19 protein-coding genes are annotated in these 17,566 nt (G+C 40.9%); 6 read left to right on the forward strand and 13 right to left on the reverse strand.

Features of this window, described 5'->3' with window-relative positions:
• Positions 1-29: 29 nt before the first annotated feature.
• Complete coding sequence (locus tag OTG27_RS09150; RefSeq protein WP_268936742.1) at positions 30-797, reverse strand: Cof-type HAD-IIB family hydrolase; 768 nt, start codon at positions 795-797, stop codon at positions 30-32.
• A gap of 882 nt (positions 798-1,679) precedes the next feature.
• Here OTG27_RS09150 and OTG27_RS09155 point away from each other — a divergent pair.
• Both OTG27_RS09155 and rnjA read left to right on the forward strand, forming a co-directional pair.
• Complete coding sequence (locus OTG27_RS09155; protein WP_034314070.1) at positions 1,680-1,889, forward strand: DNA-dependent RNA polymerase subunit epsilon; 210 nt, start codon at positions 1,680-1,682, stop codon at positions 1,887-1,889.
• A 3-nt stretch (positions 1,890-1,892) separates the two neighbouring features.
• Positions 1,893-3,563: a ribonuclease J1 gene (gene rnjA, locus OTG27_RS09160; RefSeq protein WP_034314071.1), complete on the forward strand. Its 1,671-nt coding sequence runs from the start codon at positions 1,893-1,895 to the stop codon at positions 3,561-3,563.
• Between the two features lie 470 nt (positions 3,564-4,033).
• Here the strand turns inward: rnjA and OTG27_RS09165 are convergent, their stop codons facing one another.
• The 4 genes from OTG27_RS09165 to OTG27_RS09180 all read right to left on the reverse strand — a co-directional run bounded on the left by OTG27_RS09165 (position 4,034) and on the right by OTG27_RS09180 (position 7,674).
• On the reverse strand, positions 4,034-4,693 hold the full coding sequence (locus OTG27_RS09165) for a potassium channel family protein (protein ID WP_268936743.1): 660 nt from the start codon (positions 4,691-4,693) through the stop codon (positions 4,034-4,036).
• A gap of 61 nt (positions 4,694-4,754) precedes the next feature.
• On the reverse strand, positions 4,755-5,879 hold the full coding sequence (locus OTG27_RS09170) for an N-acetyldiaminopimelate deacetylase (RefSeq protein ID WP_268936825.1): 1,125 nt from the start codon (positions 5,877-5,879) through the stop codon (positions 4,755-4,757).
• A 75-nt stretch (positions 5,880-5,954) separates the two neighbouring features.
• On the reverse strand, positions 5,955-6,665 hold the full coding sequence (gene dapD, locus OTG27_RS09175) for a 2,3,4,5-tetrahydropyridine-2,6-dicarboxylate N-acetyltransferase (RefSeq protein ID WP_034314078.1): 711 nt from the start codon (positions 6,663-6,665) through the stop codon (positions 5,955-5,957).
• A 124-nt stretch (positions 6,666-6,789) separates the two neighbouring features.
• Entirely contained in the window at positions 6,790-7,674 is an 885-nt protein-coding gene (locus tag OTG27_RS09180) for a transcriptional regulator CcpC (RefSeq protein WP_034314080.1), read from the reverse strand.
• A gap of 258 nt (positions 7,675-7,932) precedes the next feature.
• Between OTG27_RS09180 and OTG27_RS09185 the strand changes: the two genes are divergently transcribed.
• Both OTG27_RS09185 and OTG27_RS09190 read left to right on the forward strand, forming a co-directional pair.
• Positions 7,933-8,259 (forward strand): TSUP family transporter, encoded by a 327-nt coding sequence (locus OTG27_RS09185; protein ID WP_268936744.1) that lies wholly within the window; start codon positions 7,933-7,935, stop codon positions 8,257-8,259.
• A complete protein-coding gene (locus tag OTG27_RS09190; protein WP_268936745.1) occupies positions 8,157-8,513 on the forward strand; it encodes a TSUP family transporter in 357 nt (118 codons plus the stop codon). The genes OTG27_RS09185 and OTG27_RS09190 overlap by 103 nt, the downstream gene beginning before the upstream one ends.
• 47 nt (positions 8,514-8,560) lie before the next feature.
• On the opposite strand, the gene OTG27_RS09195 is transcribed toward OTG27_RS09190, so the two are convergent.
• The 4 genes from OTG27_RS09195 to OTG27_RS09210 form a co-directional block, all read right to left on the reverse strand.
• Positions 8,561-10,054: an MDR family MFS transporter gene (locus OTG27_RS09195; RefSeq protein ID WP_268936826.1), complete on the reverse strand. Its 1,494-nt coding sequence runs from the start codon at positions 10,052-10,054 to the stop codon at positions 8,561-8,563.
• A gap of 141 nt (positions 10,055-10,195) precedes the next feature.
• The gene (gene cbpB, locus OTG27_RS09200) at positions 10,196-10,636 is read right to left on the reverse strand and encodes a cyclic-di-AMP-binding protein CbpB (protein WP_034314084.1); all 441 of its coding nucleotides are present in this window, start codon (positions 10,634-10,636) and stop codon (positions 10,196-10,198) included.
• Between the two features lie 120 nt (positions 10,637-10,756).
• Entirely contained in the window at positions 10,757-10,903 is a 147-nt protein-coding gene (locus OTG27_RS09205; protein ID WP_094246583.1) for a hypothetical protein, read from the reverse strand.
• Positions 10,904-11,018: 115 nt separating this feature from the next.
• Positions 11,019-11,258 (reverse strand): YkuJ family protein, encoded by a 240-nt coding sequence (locus tag OTG27_RS09210; protein WP_034314086.1) that lies wholly within the window; start codon positions 11,256-11,258, stop codon positions 11,019-11,021.
• A 183-nt stretch (positions 11,259-11,441) separates the two neighbouring features.
• On the opposite strand from OTG27_RS09210, the gene OTG27_RS09215 reads away from it, so the two are divergent.
• Positions 11,442-12,401 carry an MBL fold metallo-hydrolase gene (locus OTG27_RS09215; protein ID WP_268936746.1) on the forward strand — a complete coding sequence of 320 codons (960 nt, stop codon included), beginning with the start codon at positions 11,442-11,444 and terminating at the stop codon, positions 12,399-12,401.
• An 89-nt stretch (positions 12,402-12,490) separates the two neighbouring features.
• Entirely contained in the window at positions 12,491-12,724 is a 234-nt protein-coding gene (locus OTG27_RS09220) for a glutaredoxin family protein (RefSeq protein WP_268936747.1), read from the forward strand.
• Positions 12,725-12,791: 67 nt separating this feature from the next.
• Here OTG27_RS09220 and OTG27_RS09225 read toward each other — a convergent pair whose 3' ends face one another.
• The 4 genes from OTG27_RS09225 to OTG27_RS09240 all read right to left on the reverse strand — a co-directional run bounded on the left by OTG27_RS09225 (position 12,792) and on the right by OTG27_RS09240 (position 17,447).
• On the reverse strand, positions 12,792-13,271 hold the full coding sequence (locus OTG27_RS09225; protein WP_268936748.1) for a DUF3993 domain-containing protein: 480 nt from the start codon (positions 13,269-13,271) through the stop codon (positions 12,792-12,794).
• A gap of 182 nt (positions 13,272-13,453) precedes the next feature.
• Positions 13,454-13,681, reverse strand: a complete 228-nt coding sequence (locus OTG27_RS09230; protein WP_057279016.1) for a hypothetical protein — start codon at positions 13,679-13,681, stop codon at positions 13,454-13,456.
• A gap of 74 nt (positions 13,682-13,755) precedes the next feature.
• Positions 13,756-14,961, reverse strand: coding sequence for an EAL domain-containing protein (locus OTG27_RS09235; RefSeq protein ID WP_268590503.1), 1,206 nt, complete (start codon positions 14,959-14,961; stop codon positions 13,756-13,758).
• Between the two features lie 629 nt (positions 14,962-15,590).
• The gene (locus OTG27_RS09240) at positions 15,591-17,447 is read right to left on the reverse strand and encodes an SLC13 family permease (RefSeq protein ID WP_063576951.1); all 1,857 of its coding nucleotides are present in this window, start codon (positions 17,445-17,447) and stop codon (positions 15,591-15,593) included.
• Between the last annotated feature and the right edge of the window lie 119 nt (positions 17,448-17,566).

Below are 17,566 nucleotides of genomic sequence, written 5' to 3' on the forward strand. Positions count from 1 at the left end.
CGTCTGTTGGTTGACGGGGGTTTTATTTTTTAAATCAGTTCAAGTTCCTTCAAACCAAAAAGTATGCCATCATCATCGACATCCTTCGTTACAAAGTCGGCCTCTTGCTTCACAAGCTGACCGGCATTCCCCATAGCCACGCCATATCCCGCTACTTTTAACATCTCTATATCGTTTAAGCCATCTCCAAAGGCGTAAACATCCTCAAGAGCAAACCCGACTTTTTCCATTAATATTTTAATGCCTTCAGCCTTTGAACCCCCGAATGGAAGTACATCCGTCGAATACTCATGCCATCTAATGAAGTGAAAATCATCATATTTCCCAACAAAGTTCCCTTCTTCAGCTTCCGAACAGAATAATAAGGCTTGGTATATATCATGGTCCTCATAAAAATCCGCCATTTGTTCAGGGTGGGGAAACTTAAGGCTGCTCAAAGCTTCTTCAATTCTGCTATGATGCGGAACACTCGATTTCATTGTCTCCTCATTCATGAACACGATCGGTATTTCATTTTTTTCAGCATGTTCGTGAAGGCGTTTTATCTCAGGTTTGCTCAAAGGGTTTTTATAAACGACTTTCCCTTCAAAAACAACGTATTGTCCATTGAAACTTACGAAAGTATCGATGCCAAGCTCTTCCCTTAAAGACTCGAACATGAACGGAGCCCTTCCTGTGGCAATCGCTACAAAAACCCCGCTATCCTGCAGTTGCTTAATGGCTTCTTTTGTTGAAGCAGGTAACTTTTTTTCATGATCAAGCAATGTTCCGTCAATATCAAAAAATACGATTTTCACTTGCGATTCACTTCCAATTCATTCATTTTTTCCTTTTTAATATGTAACCATTTAATAATTGTCATCAAGATAAGTCAAGTAACTCTGCCGGACCCAACTCAAAGTTACGTTTTTTCTTCAGGAATGGGCATATACTATTCTTAATAGAAACCAACTCAGGCTTTCCAGATTACACTTCTCCCATCCTTCTGCCTCTTAAATCCCAGTTACTTGTTTAAAAGAGCCTTTTTTTTCAAAAATGGGCCATGTACCTGTAAAGACGTATTTACATTATTGAATAATCCTATACAATAATAATTAAGGGAGCGTGATCGCCATGTTAAAAAAGCTTCGTAAAAAGCTTGTTAAACAGTGGAATGATCTTTTAAGAAAAAAATCTATCGCATGATTTGCCACTCATTCCTGCCTTGGCCGTCATCCATATGCGAATTTTTTTCGGACAGCCCTTCAAAAACTTGCGGAGGGCTTCTTCCTTGTTGTAAAGTTCTTGTTAGGCATTCTTTCTATCTTGGCTTTTATATGGTCTGGTGAATACATATTTCAATCAAAATATGAGTCGCTGTGTTTTCATGAAACGCTGCACACAGTGGTACTGTATTAATTTAGAAAGAAATCGTTTAAAAAAAGATCCCATGATTTAAGTTTTACACATGGCAAAAACGGATAGGATATAAGATAGAGGAAGCTACAATTGGATTGATACCAGATTCGGCCATCTATTTTTTTATATACTTTTAGACATTGGTATATTTAATTCATCAAACCCCTTCCGTTTTTATGGCGGAGCTGGGTTTATTTTTACATGATGTTGAAAAACATGAAAAAATTGTTGTTTTTATATATAATGAAAAAAGCAATGCAAACTAGTGAGGAGAGATTAAAATGGTTTTTAAGGTATACTATCAAGTAACCATATCAGAGGTTCCCATCAGGGAGAATACTAAAACAATGTTTGTCGAAGGTGAATCCGTTCGTGACGTTCGTTTAAAATTAAAAAAAGAACCTTATAACGTAGAAATCGTACTACCCGTAACCGGAGCATATTTAGAATATGAAAAACAAAATGAAGATTACAAAGTATTGGAGCTATAATTTATGAAATTCGTAAAAAACGATCAAACAGCTGTATTCGCCCTGGGCGGTTTAGGCGAAATCGGTAAGAACACATATGCTGTTCAGTTTCAAGATGAAATCATCATCATTGATGCTGGAATTAAATTTCCTGAAGATGAACTCCTCGGTATTGACTATGTGATTCCAGATTACAGCTATTTAGAGAAAAATGTAGATAAAATCAAAGGTGTTTTCATTACCCATGGTCATGAAGACCACATAGGCGGGATTCCTTATTTACTTAGAAAAGTGAATGTCCCTGTATACGGCGGGAAGCTTGCACTTGGACTGCTTCGTAATAAATTGGAAGAACACGGCCTTTTACGTCAGACAACCATGATTGAAATCAGTGAAGATGAAGTGATCAAGTTCCGGAAAACGTCCGTCTCTTTCTTCCGTACAACTCACAGTATCCCTGACTCATATGGAATCGTCGTAAAAACCCCACCTGGACAAATTGTCCATACTGGTGATTTTAAATTCGACTTCACCCCAGTGGGTGAGCCTGCAAACCTGACCAAGATGGCTGAAATCGGTAAAGAAGGTGTATTGTGCTTACTCTCGGATAGCACAAATAGTGAAGTGCAGAACTTTACTATGTCCGAAAGCCGTGTCGGTGATACCATTCAAGACATTTTCCGCAAAGTTGACGGCCGGATTATTTTTGCAACGTTTGCATCGAACATCCATCGCCTCCAGCAAGTTGTGGAAGCAGCCGTGGCCAACGGCCGTAAAATAGCCGTTTTTGGCCGAAGCATGGATTCAGCCATATCAATCGGACAAGATCTTGGTTATATAGTAGCTCCTAAAGATACATTTATTGATGTACAGCAATTGAATCGTATGCCTGCGAATAAAGTAACCATCCTTTGTACAGGCAGCCAAGGTGAACCAATGGCAGCACTGTCGCGCATAGCGAACGGCACTCACCGTCAAATTCAAATCATCCCTGGTGATACGGTAGTATTTTCATCTTCGCCCATCCCAGGTAACACAATCAGTGTGTCCAGAACGATCAATCAATTATATCGTGCAGGAGCAGACGTCATTTCAGGTCCTCTGAATGACATTCATACTTCAGGACATGGCGGACAGCAGGAACAAAAGCTTATGCTCCGTTTGATAAAACCAAAATTCTTCATGCCAATCCACGGTGAATACCGTATGCAAAAACTGCATGCCCGCCATGCAGTCGATTGCGGCGTTCCGGAAGAAAATTGTTTTATCATGGATAATGGCGAAGTTCTTTCCTTAAGTGAGAACACAGCTCAAATCGCTGGTAAAATCCCTTCAGGTTCGGTTTATATCGATGGAAGCGGCATTGGGGATATCGGTAATATCGTTCTCCGTGATCGTCGGATTCTTTCCGAGGAAGGCCTTGTCGTTGTTGTGGTCAGCATCAATATGAAGGAATTCAAAATTGCATCCGGTCCTGACATCATCTCACGCGGATTTGTTTATATGAGAGAATCAGGAGACCTTATCAGCGATGCTCAATCCTTGATCACAAAGCATTTAAATAAGGTGATGGATCGCAAAACTACTCAATGGTCTGAAATCAAAAATGAAATTACAGACACTCTATCTCCATTCCTATATGAAAAAACGAAACGCCGTCCGATGATCCTGCCGATCATCATGGAAGTGCAATAAATAATAGAAGCCCAGCCATCATTTGGCTGGGCTTTTTTTGTTTAGGTTTGTAAATCCCCCCACCTTGAATTCCACTCCAGGCACTCACTTTCCCCGGCGCCTTAGAAGCCTGTGGGGCTCCCTTACACGTCTCCCGCAGGATCTCGAATACCCGCTCCAATCAATTTTCTTTTAAAAGTTAGATAGAACTCCTTTTGTCAACAGTCTTTCTTGTTTTAAAAATGGAAAGCTTCCGAAAGTAAACTGATAAGAAGCCTATTTTTGTTGATTCCACACTGTCGAAGTGCCGGAAACACGAGTTTATCATGTACGCAAAAATAAAAAGGGAATTGAAAAATTGTCGATGAAGCTATTCTCTATAACTCCGTAAGATCCAATTAAAAACCAAAAAGGTTTCGGAATGAGGCCATTCCGAAACCTTTTTGGTTTTCCTTTGATAAAAGCGCGCTCGATTTTAGCAGGACGCTTACTTATTCCACAATTTTTTTTTCAAAGCGATTGATGTCCGAATCCGCGCCGATGACGATCAATACATCACCTTTATGTATTAAATCGCTCGCCTGTGGGGAAACATTAATTTCGTTCCCTCTTTTGATTGCGACTATATTCAGTCCATAGTGGGCACGGATATCAAGATCAATTATCGAGTTTCCATTCATCTTTTGGCTTGCAACAATTTCGACGATAGAGTGTTCATCAGAAAGCTCCAAATAATCGAGAATATTATTGGAGACGATATTATGGGCAATCCTTCTCCCCATATCCCGTTCGGGGTGCACGACATAGTCGGCCCCGATTTTACGAAGAACCTTCTCGTGATAATCATTTTGCGCTTTAACCGTAACATTTCCGACACCCAATTCCTTAAGCATGAGAGTCGTCAATATACTGGCTTGAATATTCTCGCCAATCGCTACAATGACGTGATCAAAATTTCGAATCCCTATATTCCTTAGTACATTTTCATCTGTCGTATCCCCTACTACGGCATGTGAAGCTATTCTGGCAAATTCATTCACTCGATCTTCGTCGGCATCGATAGCCAGAACCCCTAATCCTTCCTCAGCTAATGTCTTGACTATGCTGCCGCCAAAACGGCCAAGTCCAATCACCGCAAATTCTTTTTTCACAATAAGCCCTCCAACGTCATTCGTTCTTTCTTTAGAGCATGTTCTGCACTGAAAATCATTTTTATGCTTTGCTTCCTTTAAACGTTATATAATCCGTTAAGTGATCGATCGCGAGTTCAATGGCTTTTTCGTCCGGGCTTAACTTGGCGTGATGCAATCCGTATTCCGATGAAACCCCCAGCCAGAACATGAATCCTGGAATCTCCTTTAACATATAACCAAAATCTTCGCCAGTCATTGCTTCAGTACATTCATGCAAATGAACAGCAGTTGACTTCTCTGTGAAATCCATGAATTCCCGGGTCAACCGCTCTTCATTATATACCTGATGATACATCGCGCCATAGTCGATTTCAGCCAAGCACTCATATCCTACTTGTATACCATCCACAAGCGCTTTTATCCTAGACTTGACCTTTACCATCGATTCGGGGTTAAGAGTGCGTATTGTGCCCTCTAACCGCGCTGTCTCCGCAATAATGTTTTGAACGGTGCCTCCAGTGATCTTCCCAACTGTAATGACAGCTGAATCTAGCGGATTGACATTCCTGGATACGATTGTTTGAAGCTGCCCTACAAGCGAGCAGGCCGCAATGACCATATCATTTGTTTCGTGCGGGTAGGCTGCATGCCCTCCCTTCCCCCTCAAATCGATGAATAATTCAGATGTATTGGCAAATAGAAGCCCTTCTTTAACGGCAATCGTCCCAACTGGATACTCCGGAGCAATATGTAAAGCAAGGATCATATCAGGCTTCCATTTTTTCATCGTTTCCGATTTAAGCATTGGTTCAGCTCCGCCAGGACCCTCTTCTGCAGGCTGGAAGATGAATAGCAAGTCATCATCGATCGGATTTTCCGTGAAATATGTCAATAATCCCAAACCTATGCTCATATGAAAATCATGACCGCAGGCATGCATATATTCCTCGTGGTTGGATGCAAACGGCAATCCGGTTTCCTCTTTTATCGGCAAACCGTCTATATCAGCCCTGTAGCCTATGGTTTTTCGCGGGTTCATTCCCTTCACTTTCACGAATATCCCAGTTCGCCATGTTTCTATTTCCATTCGCTCCTGGGCCAGATTCGTTATGTAATTCAGTAGGTATTGCTGCGTCTTGAATTCTTTGAACCCTATCTCCGGTATTTGATGCAGATCACGCCGGATCTTGACAAAAGGGTTTATTTTCACATTATTCCCTCCCTATACAGAAAGCGTGGATATAGTTATCCACGCTTCAGGCAATATTCACTAAAGAAATTAAAGTTGACGAAGTTCTTGCATGATTTCTGTTTTTGATTTTGTTTTTTCGTCAATTTGTTTAATGACCCTCGCCGGGATACCAGCAGCCACGGAGTATGGAGGAACGTCTTTCGTTACGACGGCACCAGCAGCGACAACGGAACCTTCTCCGATTTTGACACCTTCCAGTACGACCGCATTGGCTCCGATCAATACATCATCTTCCAAAATGACCGGCTGTGCGGAAGGCGGCTCGATGACACCTGCTAAAACGGCACCAGCACCTACGTGACAGTTTTTGCCCACTGTTGCACGTCCGCCCAGTATTGCGTTCATGTCAATCATTGTACCTTCACCGATGACAGATCCAATATTGATTGATGCACCCATCATGATGACTGCGTTATCTCCAATGGAAACTTGGTCACGGATTATTGCGCCTGGCTCGATACGGGCTTTGATGCCTTTTAGATCCAATAAAGGAATGGCAGAGTTACGACGATCATTTTCAACTACATAATCCTCGATTTTTGTTCCTGCTGCCTTGATCGCTTCTTCGATTTCAGACCACTCACCGAATACAACCCCTGTATTTCCTGTTATGAAAGTTTTAGAAGCTGGACCAAAATCCAGGCCTTCTAAATCGCCTTTGACATATACCTTTACAGGTGTGGATTTTTTACTATTCGAGATAAAAGAAATAATTTCGTTTGCATCCATTTTATTCATTCCGGGTAAACCTCCTAAATATGTATCATTACTCGTTTTAAATTTACCAGACAACAGCCGGCAAGACAAGTTGAATGTCACTCATATATATTATTCTGCCCTATTGACATTTTCGTCGGCGGACCTATAACATTCCTTGGTCGCGAATATGCTCTTTAACCACTTCCGTGAATGCCTGGACTTGCTTTAACTGGAAGGCAGATTCATAGCCGCAAAGCCATGTATCACGTTCGATTGAGTGGTTATGCCCATCCAGTAGAGGGATTTTAAATACATTCGTATCTTTATCATGTAAAGTGATGGCTGGCAGGATCGCATATCCAATACCATTAAACACCATTTGTTTGCATGTTTCGATTTGATCAACGACTATGGTGTTTTTTGGTGTCGTTTGAAATTGCCGATGCCACCAATCTTGAATTTCCTGATAATAATTCGAATCGCTCTTAAACTGAATGAATGGACGGTCCGTTTCGAACACTTGATTCAGTTCCTTCATTTCAGTATCCACCAAATACAGCATATCCGTGAATAAATGCTGTTTTACGCCTTTCCAATCCGGTGCTCCCCTTATGATGCCAATATGCACTTGCCCTTCATACAAAGACTTTAAAATCTCACTGCTCCAGCCAGTGATCAAGGAAATTTTTGCATACGGATATTTTCGGACGAACTTTTTCAATACTTGCGGCAGCCAATTTTGACCGACAATCGAGGCACAGGCTATTTTCAAAGTGCCATATACTTCATGGTCCATGGCTTGAATACTTTCCCTGACCTTCTCTTCTTTTTCTATAACCTCATTGGCCAAACGAATTACCGCTTCACCTGCAGGCGTCAGTGACAGCCCTTTTTGTGAACGCAGAAACAGTTTCGAGCCCCAATCCTTTTCTATTGATTGTAAACGCTGGGATAAAGCCGGCTGGGAAACGAACAACCGCTCAGCTGCTTTTCTCATATTCATTTCCTGAGCAAGCACTGATAATAAATGAAATTCTGAAAATGACATACACACCAACCTCTTGATAATTAAATCTTATCATGATGATTTAATTTATTTAAATTTTATTATCAACATAGTCCGCTTATAATACAAGAGAAAAGGAACGGAGTGAATATCCTTTGACGATCATTTTATTGCTTGCCATCAGTTTTGCAGCATCCTTTGTCGGGACATTGGCCCGGAGCGGCGGTCTCAACGGCATGCCGTCCCTTCTTTTGATAGGCCCACCCATTCACCAGGTTATTGGATCAGTCAAATTCCCCAATGTTTTCTTCTTTTTCTAGCTTTTATATTTTACTCAAGAAAAAGCAGCTAAAATTGAAGGATGCCCTCCAGTTAATCCCATTTGCCCTTTTTGGTGGCTTATGCGGCGGTCTGCTTGCTAATTCATTCCCCGAGAAGGCAATGAATTTGTTAGCCATCTGCCTTTTGACTGTCGCTTTGATCCTGAATTTCATCAAAAAACCGCAACCTTCCGATGAATCGGATTGGCATCTCCAAAAAAAAGTTTATCCATCCTATTCGGAATCAGTGTCTATGACGGAATATTCGGACCGGGACGAGCGACCATGCTCATGTATACCTTTTTAAGAAATGGCGCCACCTACCTTCAATCCCTGGCCTTTACTAGATTCCAAACTTTCATTAGCTGTAGAGCTGCATTCATTACCTATTCATGGCCGGTAAATTGGATTGCCATTTATTACACGTTCGGTTCCCTGATCGGATCACGGCTGGCCTTGCGTGTGGCTCAAAAAATCTCCACTGCACAGTTGAGATTCATTTTACATTCGGTCACGATCGCATTATCGATTCAATTGGTCATCAGAGTTGCATTTCCTTAAAACAAAGGCAAACTACATTAACGAGTCTGCCTTTTTCCTATGCCTTCTTATTCTTCCTTATTCTTTCTTAGTCTCGTTAGAAACAGAAAGCTGATTACAGAGAAGACTAGAACAATAAGATAAATCGTCTGTAAAGACAATGTAAGTCCTTCCTGTAAAACATTTACCACATTTTCAGGAAGCGACGTGCGTTCTTCACTGTTCAACAATTTATTTGCCGTATCTATCGTCACTCCCGATCCGGCCGGCGCATGCTCGTTCAGATAAGCGTGAAGTCTCATATTCATGATTCCTCCAAGTAATGCAGCACCTACAGTGTTTCCTAAATTACGCATGAACATATTGGAAGCCGTCGCAATACCCCTTCGTTCCCAGCTGACGGTTTTTTGAATGACGACAATGAATGAAGTAGAAGTCAAGCCCATCCCTACACCGACAAAGAAGGATCCCATGGCGGCAATAATGGGCCCAGCTTCCGGCTTCATCCATACTAGGATCAGACTCCCAAGGATCAATGAGCACCCTCCAAGAAGGGAGGTTGATTTAAATCCTATTTTCAACAATAATTTGCCTGACACCATAGATGCGATCGGCCAGCCAATTGACATGGCTGTCAATGTAAAACCAGCTACCGTAGGCGAGCGCTCCATCACGCCCTGAACGAATGTGGGGAGGAAACTTGATAATCCAATCATCATCACCCCTGTCGTCAAGGATACTAGGTTCGCAATCAGAATGGAACGCTCCTGCCAGATTTCAAATGGCATCATCGGTTCGGCTGCTTTCTTTTCCTGAAGAATGAATAGGATAAAGTTGATGATGGCCACTAATGCCAAGGATATGACTGGAGCTGAAGTCCATGACCATTTCACTCCTCCTTCTACGAGCAGCACCATAAGAATGGATATGGACAATGTCAATAGCGTTGCACCTAGGTAATCGATATCACGTTTTTTCTTTTCGATATTTTCATGAAGGAATAACCAAATTCCAATAAAAGATAGTACGCCCAAAGGAATATTGACCCAAAAGACAAGTTTCCAAGTCAGGGATTCAACGAGCAAGCCGCCCAATGCTGGTCCCATTACCGCAGAAATGCCCCAAACGCTCGAAAGATACCCTTGAACGCGTGCCCTCTCTTCATTTTTATAGATATCACCAATAATTGTCGAGGCTACAGGCGCTACAGCTCCCGCCCCAAAACCTTGTACAAAGCGATAAATGATGAGTTCCGTCATTGAATTGGAAAAGCCGCAAAGAATGGAGCCGATTAAAAAGACAACGATTCCAAATAATAAGACGGGTTTTCTCCCGAGTATGTCCGATAGCTTTCCGTAGATTAAAACTGTTACGGCGTTCATTAACAAATAGCCTGAAAACACCCAGCTGTATAGTGAAAAACCACCTAAATCACTTACAATGGCCGGCATTGCCGTCGAAACGATCGTTCCTTCAATAGCATTCATAAACATCGCTAACATGATGGCAGCCAATATGAAGGGACGTTTCAATTTTTTATTCTGCACGTTTGCACTATCCATTGCATGGCCCAATTTTTGCATCCTCTCCTAATAGATCCTACCTGTTAATAGACTTCACCACTAACTGGATCAAATATGTAAAAAAACAAGAAAACTCGCCAACTGGCGAGTCTTGGGGTTAACCGTCATTTTATGCCTTGCTTATTTATCAGGTGTATTTTGTTTAAATACTTTTTTCAAGATTGCCCTTCTTGTTAAGATGCCTTCAAATACATGTTCGTCATTCTCCACACAGACAAACGGATGATCAATCAACAATTCCACACCCTTGGTCAATGTATCTTCAATATGCAGGCGAGGTATTTCTATATTCATTATTTCGGAAACTTTTTTATGCTCAAGATTATCAAATTCAATTCGTTCCAGTCCCAAGATTGAATCGAGAATGACTGGTGTGCTAATTAAACCATGCAGTTTATACATCGGATCTAACACAGGAATGGCCGTATAACCGCTCTTTGTTAATACCAATAGTGCATGTTCTAAGTTATTGGTTACCTGCACGTGGGCCACGCGTTCAGAAGAAATCATTAAATCTTTAACGCTGGATTCCAATAAATCCCCATCATGAGTACCGATCATGTTAAAACCCCTTACCATATGTTTTTATAAACAGCTCTTTCTATAGTTTAACATATGTAAGCAGAAAAGGCTCATTCCTAGACCAATAAAATCCCAATTGGCGGGATTCGTGAGAGACCCTTAGCCCTTACTAGTTTTGATGTTAACCTGTTTAAAACCGCATTCCGGGCATTGATAAATCACATTTTGGTTGGATTGTGCCGTTAATACATTTTCCATTTCCCTTTCCTCACCGCATTCCGGGCATATTACCATCGGATTTTTCATTTACATCCCTCCAACTAATAAGATGTCGTAAAAATCACTACTTCATTCAGTAAAAATTGACCGGTTTTTCACAATAAAAAAGCCGCTTCCAATGGAAGGCGGCTTTTTGTGTTTTTTAAGATTGAAGAAGATCAAAGATTTCAATGGTAATCATATCAATATTATCAAATTGATATTTTGATGATTTCCCTTTATCACTGTATACTTCAAGCTCGAACATTTCTGTTTTGCTGAAATATGTAACCTGGCACTTTTTCACACCATCTATTTCAAAAAAACGTTGAGCAGATTCAGATTCCTTCGCTTGCTCTTGAAGACTTTTCAATCTGGTAAGGATGCCCTGTAATTGAGACATACTCCCTCTCCTTTCTGAATAAAACCTTTTCGATAGGTTTCACTATACCATACTTTTCTATCCAGTAGCCACGCGGAAATAAATTCAGAATAATTTAAAACTTCATTCTTTACATGGCACTATTAACAGAATAAAATAAGGAATGGATTTTGTACATGAAAAATTTTCTGGGGGTAGATTCTGTTGCAAAACATTAGTGAGCTTGGTTTTCGGATTTCATTGATTGATGGTTTTGATTTGGATAGAAGAAATCGTACAGGAACATATGTAATTGCCGATGAGGACATCACCTTAGTCGAAACTTCCGCCAGCCCTTCCATCCCCCACTTAATGAAGGGGCTCGAACATTTGGGAATCGCCCTCGAAGATATTACATATATCATTCTTACCCATATTCATTTGGACCATGCAGGTGGAGCTGGACTTTTTTTACAGCATTGTCCGAATGCCAAGGTGATCGTCCACCCAAAAGGCGCAAGGCATCTAGAAGATCCAACGCGTTTGATCGCTGGGGCTAAAGCAGTCTATGGTGAAGAATTCAACAAGCTTTTCGATCCGATATTACCTATACCTTTTGAAAGAATGCTGATTAAACAAGATAGGGAATCCCTAAAAACAAGTGGTACTTCCACGTTGACCTTTTATGATACGCCAGGACACGCGAACCATCATTTAAGCATATACGATTCGGTTTCAAAAGGGATGTTTTCAGGTGACACCGTAGGCATCTATTATCGTGAACTCGATGAAGAAGGTTTGGAATTTTACTTACCGTCCACATCGCCAAACCAATTTAATCCCGACGCGATGCTTGCTGCAGCAGGATTGTATGAAAGCATTGGCGTCGAACGTATATATTTTGGCCATTACGGCGTATCGGAAAACCCTAAGGAAGTATATAAACAACTTCATTACTGGCTGCCTAAATTTGTGGAGACTGCCAAATCGGCATATAGGGAATATGCTAGCTTCGAGGATCAAGTGGCAGCAACCAGTAAAAATATTTTCACGGAAGTCGCTGTTCATTTAGGCGAAAAAGGAATCACTGCTGATCATCCAGTTTTTGAAATCATTGCCATGGACTTGAACGTTTGTTCCATGGGATTGATAGACTATCTTGTAAAACAGGAGAAAGATCGGTAAAACGATCCTTGAGGTTTATCCCTATTCAAATGTCTTGGCATTCTCTATAATGAAAAAGTACCTTACTAAAGCATATATGGAGGAATGAAATGAAAGACGTTACACTCTATACCCAACCTGATTGCCCTCCCTGCAAAATCATGAAAATGTTCTTTGATGATAATAATATAGTATACAAAGAAAAAGATATTAAAGCAGATGGGGATGCACGTAAAGAACTAACCAATAAATATAGGGCTTATTCCACACCAACGGTCGTCATCGATGGGAAAGCCATTATTGGTTTTGAATTGGACGAAATAAAAAAGGAATTGAATATATAATAAAAAGTCTAGAGAAGGCTGTGGCCTTCTCTAGACTTTTTCATTTCAGCTTCCTTTAAAATCCATTCTATTTTCTGTTTTCATACTTTACATCCTTTACCTTCCAAGCGCCATTTTCCTTTTTCAAAGTAACTGCTTCTACATGTTTTTCCATCGTTACAGGTCCTTCCCCATTGTCCTGGAATTCTTCCTGAACATAAATGACATCACCTTTTTTCCCATATACAATTTCCGTATTCCTATCGTAACTGAAGAAAGGGATATAATACGGAGCGAAATCTGAACCAAATGCGGTATAACCGCCATCGACTTTCACTACATTCGCTTGGACGAACTTCTCGATGAAATCACCAGTGAAATGTTTTTCCAACTTCCCTTCAATCGCTTCCTTAGAACGTACTTCCTCACTGATCGAAACCTGATTCTCCATGGCATCATGTATTAAAGATAGTACTTCCTCTCTATGTAAGCCCTCCGCTGAAGCAGTGACCCCCCCACTTAAAAATAAAAGGACGCTGGCAAGACATGCAACTAAATATTTACTCATTACAATCATCTCCTCGTTATAGAATTTCTCCTAATGATTCGGATTTTTTGCCTATGTCTTTCAATACCCGTCCAGGTCAAAGCCAAACTACAAAATCACATTCTCCGTTAGACCTTGAAACCATCGCCCATTTTTCACAATAAAAAAGAAGATTTCATGATATTGAAATCTTCTTCTTACAACTATCGAAAAGCATAGTAAAAAATAAAACCGGCAACCAAAATCGTCCCAATAAAAAGAGAAACGAATATCGGGTTCTTTAAATAAGGATGTTCCTTAACTGAATCATCGATAGTCGAATCATAACCGGCTTTCACTTTCTGTGCCCTTGCTACAGAATAAGTATAAAAGAGCAGATATAACGCCATGACTGTAACGATAATGATTAGAATCCAGATGTACGTGCTCAAAATATGTCTCCTCCAAGCGCATCATTTCTGCTTATCGTTACACATTTAAAGCGATTATATTCATGAATCGTTTTTTATAATAGTGCTTCATTTTCATATAAATAACTATAAGAAAGATCACAGAAAATATATTCCTTATTATTCAGTGGATAGGAAAAGGTCCGAATGGTTTCCCCCGTTTCAATATCACTGTATAAATCGGATAACCTTCCTTTTTTCTCGTTACGCATCTTTACAATATTTTCGAGGAAATAAGGTCTCCAGCTCCAATTTTTATTCATATAACTCGGTTGGACCATCCATTGTCCGTCCTTATGGAGGATATTGGGGGATTTTTGATACCCCGCTTCATCACATATATATAGACGAAAACATATTGAATCCAATTTTTTCGCCAAAACTCCGAGAAACTCTTCATGGGAGCCGGCCCGCTTGTGCTGTTTTAAGAAGTTTTGCATATTCTCGTTGAATTGCAAAGTCTTTTGATAAACGGCTTCAAGCTTCTTGGTCTCTAAAGAAATGAAGGACTGGCATTCTTGATGGAATTTTTCACGAAGTAAATCTTTATTAATGAATTCGCCTTCCGGTTTCGCCAAGAAATATCCTTGATAATATCGTCCCCCATTCTTCCATGCAAAGCGAAGCTGGTATTCGGACTCAATGTTCTCAAATAGTAAGTTGGCGCCGATTTTACGTGCTAGCATGCTTAAAGAAAACAGGATGACCTGATAGGCATCCCCACCTGAGATGCGAAGCTGGTCCAGGTTAACTTTTAAAATATTCGGAGAAATCTGCGCGATTCGGTCCAGTTGCGTATCTTGTCCTAAATGATCTAAAGCTATCTTAATCCCATATGTTTTAAAGTAAGCAAGCACATGCTGCAGAGGATCTATGTTTTCCGGACTGATCGTGTCTGATAATTCCAAAACAATCCGGTGCATTTCCTCCGGTTGAAAATGACGGTGTAAAATCTCCATGAATTCTTCGCCATGATCCAGCATAAGCAAATTAGGATCTCTGTTGATAAAGATAAGAAAATCTTCACCATAGTCCTTTATTCTCTCCAAGGCAATTTCAAGTACGTAATTATCCACTTCCACCCTATACTCTTCCGGCACTGCAGAATCGTGAAAAAATGGGCCAAGGCTTTTATATTCAGATTGTTCCTCATAGCGCCCTAGAATTTCATACCCGATTACCTGATGTTGATCTGCACTGAAAATCGGTTGAAAGAATGGTGTCACCCTGTCTAAATTCTTTAATATCTTTTCTGTATCCATGATGCATCTTCCCCCTAATTACGAAAACACCAATATGCCAAAATTATACCATTAGTTTCTTGCATTGATAATAAATAATTTTAATTCCTACTGCATAACTCTTTTTTCAATACCCTAAAATTCCCCATTTATCCTTTTGAAAAGAAATACATTGAAAAGGCATTGTCCGGAACAATGCCTACCATTTTTTATGGTTTGTAAATGAACGCTGATTTCCTCTCCAGGCACTCGCTTTCCGCAGGCGGTCCGGGAGCCTCCTCGGCGTCTTTGCGCCTGCGGGGTCTCCCCTGGCCTCGCTTTTCACGCAGGAGTCTCGAACACCCGCTCCAATCAACTTTCTTTAACTTTTAGATAGAACCCTTTGCCTAAAGTCTTCATGGTTTTAAATAGAATTAATAAAACTAGATATGACAGGATGCATATTTGTGTCATCATCAAGATATAAAACCTATATATGCTAACGTAAAGAAACGATTGAGCTTGTATCCATGCAAAAGAAAAGCATGGTATGCATTGAATACTTTAAGGGGACTTAAAAAATTGTCGATTGCTGCGATGCTTACTTTCGCTGCGATTAATTTAAAAAAACAGAAGGCATTGCCCATAAACGGACAATGCCTTTTGAATTATCAGAAAGGGAAGAACCATGGTATCGTGATCACCATGATAACGCCAATGAAAATCTGTATGGATATCCCGATCATGATAAAATCTTTATGCTTGTAATCACCTGCCGTCATGACAAGTGCGTTGGTAGTGGCAACCCTTGGAGTGGATAACGCCAAACTGCCAGCAACGGCAAGGCATAGAAACACAGGAAGTGGATCGATTCCTTGATTAACCGCAGATGTCAGGGCGATGGGCGTCATGATAACCGTCGCGGCTCCATACGGGATGAATTGGCTCAGGATCAGTGTCAGGAGGTAAAAGACCGCTAAAATGCCGTGTGCTCCAATATTACTGAATAAAACGGCTAGCCAATCACTTATCATTCTCACTCCACCCGTATTATCCAATGCAGCCGTTATTCCGAACATGGCAGCTATCAATAGCACAGGTTCCCAGTTAATCTTTTGGTAAGCATCCTCCATCGAACGGACACAGCCAGTAACCACCATCAACAATGCAGCCGTCAATACCGACAGTACAGCAGGGACGGATTCCATCGATAAAAGAATGACCATCAAAGCAGTGATTCCCAAGGCAATCCACGCTTTGCCCTTGGAATTCACCGGAGAGCCATCTTCTGATGTACTCCCAATAACGATGACATCCTGCAAATCCGAGGAAATCCTTTCAATGTTCTCCCATTCTCCATGTATCAGGATTGCATCCCCCGGTTTCAGGCGTTCCGTTCCGACATCCGCTTGAATATATTCACCATTCCGATTGATTGCCAGTACATTACATTGGTATTTCTCACGAAAATGGACATCTATCAAAGTTTGATTTTCATAATCCGAGTTCGGGACGATCAATATTTCCGTCAATCCAAATCTACTGCTAAGAAAATGTTTCTTTATTTGTTCGGTATTGAAATGTTTAAATTCCAGTTCATAGTTAAGTGCCAATCTCTCAACTGCCTCTTCTTCTCCAAACACCAAAATGATATCTTCAGGGTGAAGAACCTCATCCGCCCTGGCTGAAATCGTCTGCTGCCTTTGCAACAGCGGCAGTTGCTTATCCTTTGGCTTCCGCTGGATTTCAATTAAAGTCAATTCATACTGAATAGGAAGCTGGAGGTCCGACAGCCTTTCCCCAACAATATCGGAAGTAGCGGGTATATGCAGATAATGCAATCGGTCATATACTTTGTACATGCCGGCAAGCTCCCCTGCCGACAGTCCCTTTACACTATTGTTCGCTGCAATGGTTTTCTCGGGAAGCAACAGGCGTCCGAGTGTCAACATGAAGAATAACCCTGCTGCAAAGGCGACTAAGCCCACAGGTGTAAAGTCAAAAAATGATAAATTCCCTATTCCATTTTGCCGTAATACATCAGCGACGATCATATTGGAGGGAGTACCCGTAAGTGTTAATAGCCCTCCAATACTGCTTGCATAGGCAAGGGGCAATAAATACCTTGTCGGACTTGTTTTTTGTTGTAAGGCCATGCTCATGACGAGCGGCAGCAGTATGGAAACAATTCCGGTTCCGCTTAAAAAAGCACTTAATATTCCTGCTGTCAGCATGACGATAAGCAGCGATTTCCATTCACTGCCCCCACATAAACCCAACAACTTGTTTCCTGCCTTTTCCACGATTCCTGTATTTAACAGGCCGGCACCGACTATGAATAGCCCAGCCAGCATGATGACCACTTGATTCGCAAAACCGGCCACTAGTTCATCCAATGAAAGAATCCCCAGTAACCCAAGAATGGATAGCGCACTAAGTGCAATTAAATCTGCTCGAAATTTTCCTTGTATAAAAAGCGCAATCGCGCATAGAAGTATAATCAGTGTAATAAACATTGGTTCGGTCATCATGTTACCTCCGTATAGATGTTCAATTTCAAACCGGATACGGTTTCATCAAACCCCAGTTTACATGTTTTTCATAAGCTTATAGAAGATATTTTCTTCAATTTATGTATATTGTTTGT

Origin of the sequence: Peribacillus sp. AS_2, assembly GCF_026891895.1 — a bacterium.
GTDB lineage: Bacteria > Bacillota > Bacilli > Bacillales > DSM-1321 > Peribacillus > Peribacillus frigoritolerans.

What these genes read in the sequence shown, in the direction of transcription:
- OTG27_RS09235 (WP_268590503.1), bottom strand. Translation starts at nt 14,961, where the DNA reads ATGGATACAGAAAAGATATTAAAGAATTTAGACAGGGTGACACCATTC.
- rnjA (WP_034314071.1), top strand. Translation starts at nt 1,893, where the DNA reads ATGAAATTCGTAAAAAACGATCAAACAGCTGTATTCGCCCTGGGCGGT.
- OTG27_RS09240 (WP_063576951.1), bottom strand. Translation starts at nt 17,447, where the DNA reads ATGACCGAACCAATGTTTATTACACTGATTATACTTCTATGCGCGATT.
- dapD (WP_034314078.1), bottom strand. Translation starts at nt 6,665, where the DNA reads ATGAATAAAATGGATGCAAACGAAATTATTTCTTTTATCTCGAATAGT.
- cbpB (WP_034314084.1), bottom strand. Translation starts at nt 10,636, where the DNA reads ATGATCGGTACTCATGATGGGGATTTATTGGAATCCAGCGTTAAAGAT.
- OTG27_RS09195 (WP_268936826.1), bottom strand. Translation starts at nt 10,054, where the DNA reads ATGGATAGTGCAAACGTGCAGAATAAAAAATTGAAACGTCCCTTCATA.
- OTG27_RS09220 (WP_268936747.1), top strand. Translation starts at nt 12,491, where the DNA reads ATGAAAGACGTTACACTCTATACCCAACCTGATTGCCCTCCCTGCAAA.
- OTG27_RS09155 (WP_034314070.1), top strand. Translation starts at nt 1,680, where the DNA reads ATGGTTTTTAAGGTATACTATCAAGTAACCATATCAGAGGTTCCCATC.
- OTG27_RS09185 (WP_268936744.1), top strand. Translation starts at nt 7,933, where the DNA reads ATGTTTTCTTCTTTTTCTAGCTTTTATATTTTACTCAAGAAAAAGCAG.
- OTG27_RS09225 (WP_268936748.1), bottom strand. Translation starts at nt 13,271, where the DNA reads ATGAGTAAATATTTAGTTGCATGTCTTGCCAGCGTCCTTTTATTTTTA.
- OTG27_RS09180 (WP_034314080.1), bottom strand. Translation starts at nt 7,674, where the DNA reads ATGTCATTTTCAGAATTTCATTTATTATCAGTGCTTGCTCAGGAAATG.
- OTG27_RS09205 (WP_094246583.1), bottom strand. Translation starts at nt 10,903, where the DNA reads ATGAAAAATCCGATGGTAATATGCCCGGAATGCGGTGAGGAAAGGGAA.
- OTG27_RS09210 (WP_034314086.1), bottom strand. Translation starts at nt 11,258, where the DNA reads ATGTCTCAATTACAGGGCATCCTTACCAGATTGAAAAGTCTTCAAGAG.